This is a genomic window from Gluconobacter aidae, assembly GCF_009547075.1.
Classification (GTDB): domain Bacteria; phylum Pseudomonadota; class Alphaproteobacteria; order Acetobacterales; family Acetobacteraceae; genus Gluconobacter; species Gluconobacter aidae.
This window is the reverse complement of sequence record NZ_WIPH01000078.1, coordinates 1-3,037: the sequence shown is the minus strand read 5'-3', so window position 1 is coordinate 3,037 and position 3,037 is coordinate 1. Positions and strand designations below refer to the sequence as shown.

The 3,037-nt window shown below is 63.1% G+C and carries 4 protein-coding genes; all 4 read right to left on the bottom strand.

Annotated elements, in window-relative coordinates; all coding sequences use genetic code 11:
• Nucleotides 1–482 (bottom strand): plasmid pRiA4b ORF-3 family protein (locus GFJ39_RS13720; protein ID WP_153432000.1); only part of this gene is annotated, 482 nt, incomplete at its 3' end.
• Entirely contained in the window at nt 479–2,068 is a 1,590-nt protein-coding gene (gene tnpC / locus GFJ39_RS13715; protein WP_153431998.1) for an IS66 family transposase, read from the bottom strand. The genes GFJ39_RS13720 and tnpC, both read right to left, overlap by 4 nt.
• Nucleotides 2,069–2,145: 77 nt before the next feature.
• Complete coding sequence (tnpB, locus tag GFJ39_RS13710; RefSeq protein ID WP_019092242.1) at nt 2,146–2,493, bottom strand: IS66 family insertion sequence element accessory protein TnpB; 348 nt, start codon at nt 2,491–2,493, stop codon at nt 2,146–2,148.
• Nucleotides 2,490–2,978, bottom strand: coding sequence for an IS66-like element accessory protein TnpA (gene tnpA, locus GFJ39_RS13705; RefSeq protein ID WP_228391981.1), 489 nt, complete (start codon nt 2,976–2,978; stop codon nt 2,490–2,492). The genes tnpB and tnpA overlap by 4 nt, the downstream gene beginning before the upstream one ends.
• Between the last annotated feature and the right edge of the window lie 59 nt (nt 2,979–3,037).

Genomic DNA, 3,037 nt, shown 5'->3' with positions numbered 1-3,037 from the left:
TCATGGTCTGGATGGTCGGGATCGGCCTGGGCTTCAAGCATGTGATAGAAGCCCGGAATGCCGCCACAGTCTTCTGGTGGACAGGCATATTGGCCGGCGATGTATCTGGGGTACCCTTCCCCGGCCTTTCCCTGGCGGACATTGTTGATGAGGAGGCGATGGCGCCATCCGTCACCGAAGTCATATTCGTAGACCATTTCGAGACGGGATGCCGTCAGAAGATCGCGCAGTCGGGTTTTGGCGGCGTCACGACGTGGCAGCCCACCCCAGTCTTCGTTATCAGGCAAGCCGTAGCGTTGATCACCGACCGTGAATTCCCACAGATGGTAATCGAGCCATCCCATTGTCACCTGAATGACCTCATGCAGCGTCCTGAGCGTCAGCGAGGTCGGAACGTCAACCTCACGCCAGATCAGGGGTGCGGTATCTGTCAGTTCGATACGCATGGATGCGATTTCGTTGAAGCTGTGGAGCGCTGTCATGCCGCCAGAGTGGCAGATCCGACCTTCCAGTGCCAGGGCAGGAGTTCATGGAGGCGTGGATTGGGGATGTCGTTGATCCGTGCCAGGACATCGGCGAGCCAGGCCTGGGGATCGACATCGTTCAGGCGCGCGGTGACGATCAGGGAATAGATGGCGGCGGCGCGCTCTCCACCACGGTCTGAACCGGCGAACAGCCAGGCTTTCCTGCCCAGGGCGATGCCGCGTAGGGCGCGTTCCGCCGCATTGTTCGTGAGACAGATACGGCCATCTGTGAGGAATCGTGTGAATGTATTGGCACGCCGTAGAAAATAGTTCATGGCCTGGGCAGCGGGATTTTTGCTCGACATGCGTCTGCAACTGTCGCGCATCCAGTCGAACAGATGGTCGACGAGAGGGGCTATGTCTGTTTGACGGACTGCCAGCCGATGTTCCGGGGGCGTACCGTTGATGGCGCGCTCGGCTTCGAATATGGCGTCGATCCGGCGCACCGCCTCGATCGCCAGCGGGGCCCTGTCCCTCTCGGCGATTTTGAACAGCCCTCTGCGTCCATGCGCCCAGCACCCGGCCGGGATCACGGGCGCGGGCTGGCGTCCCGGCTTCGCCAGAGTGTTGTAACCCGCATAGGCGTCTGACTGCACGATGCCGGTCCAGCCCGTGAGATGATCCGTGGGATGTTCGCCCTTGCGGTCCCGGGAATAACGGAACCAGACGGCTGCGGGCGCTGTGCCTCCAAAGGGGTGATCGTCGCGCACATAATTCCACAATCGTCCGGTGACTGTCCGGCCTTTGGCCAGAACCGGCACGGTGGTGTCATCCGCGTGCAGGCGTTGTGCCGCCAGCACATGCGCCCGGATCAGCGCCGTCAGGGGGGCCAGCGTCGCGGTGCAGGCCCCCACCCAGTCGGCCAGTGTCGACGTGTCGAGATCGATCCCTTCGCGGGCGAAGGCATCGCTCTGGCGGTTCAGCGGCAGATGCTGCAGGAACTTGTCGCACAGGATGGTCGACAGCAGCCATGGGCCGGCGCGTCCGCGCGCGATCGGATGGAAGGGGGCGGGTGGCTGGGTGATGCTCTCGCAGTCCCGGCAGGTGAACTTCTCCCGCACCGTCTGTATGACCTTGAACTGGCGCGGGATCACCTCCAGCGTCTCGGTGACGCTCTCCCCCAGTTTGCTCAGACGATCGCTGCCACAGCACGGACACTGTGTCGGTGCGGGGATGACGACCCGCTCGCGCGGCAGATCGGCACGCAGGGGCTGGCGCCCCCGGTTGCTCCTGGGTGCTGTCGCACGGACGGTGGTATCCGCCGCATTTTCGGGCGCGTCCTCGGCGAATGTCGTCTCCAGTTCTTCCAGTTCGAGTTCAAGCTGGGCCAGCAGGCGGCGCCCCCGCTCCGACGAGGCGCCGAAACGGTCCTGGCGCATCCGCGCGATAAGATGTTTGAGATGGGCGATCTGCGCTTCGGCGCTGGCCGCGCGCGCTTCTGCATCAGTAGCCCGGGTTTCGGCTGTAGACGCCCGGAGTTCGGCGACCTCGGCACGCGCCGATGCCGCGGCAAGTGCCGCGCGCAAGGCGATGATGTCGTCCATGTCTCCCGTCATGAAGGCAGTTGATCACATGGGCGCTCAAAAGGGTACCAGTATATGCTGACCTGGCGCGGTTTTTATTATCCCGCCAGTTCAGGTCTCCATGTTTTCTGCGGATTGCGCCAATCCACACCCTCCAGCAGACAGGTCAATTGTGACGGGGAGAGATGGATCGCCCCGTCCTTTGCCGACGGCCACAGGAAATGCCCGCGCTCGATCCGCTTCGCATATAAGGAAAGGCCGATCCCATCGTGCCAGATCAGTTTCACCAGGTCGCCGCGTCGGCCCCTGAAGGCGTAGACGTCGCCCGCGAAAGGGTCACGACCCAGTGCTTCCTGGACCTTCAACGCCAGCCCGGGCATCCCCAGGCGCATATCGGTTACACCGGCCGCCAGCCATATCCTCAGCGTGGAAGGAAGCGGGATCATGATCGCAGCGCGCCCACAATCTCACGCAGACGATCAGCGGACAGCCCCGTGTCGAACTCCAGCCGCACACCGTCCGGAAAGACCAGGCTGACGGCCTGGCCGGACAGCGTTCCCTGTTCTCTCCGACGCTCCAATGGCGGCGGCTCGGGGACCGGGGCCACCATGACAGGTATGAACGATGTCCCGCCTTTGGCTTGCGCTCTGGCCCGAGCCTCTCGCCGCCAGCGAAACACCAGACTTGGATGGATCCCATACTGTGCAGCCACCTCCCTTACGGGGCGTCGGCTCTCGTAGGACGCGATGACCACTCGCGCGCGAAATTCAGGGGCGTGCCAGCGGCGGCGATCCGAAACGATCTCGATCCGCGAGGCGTCCGCCAGCCTGTCTCGCTCGTCGGTCTCTCTACCGCTCCTTTGGAGCCTCTGTGCGGTACTACCTGCGACACTCGCAGGTAGTACCGCGTCCCTATCTCTTAAATCGCTCATGCTTCATAGCTGAACCAGACCAGAAATATTCAGCAAGGCGTCAGTCGCCGGGAGCTTAC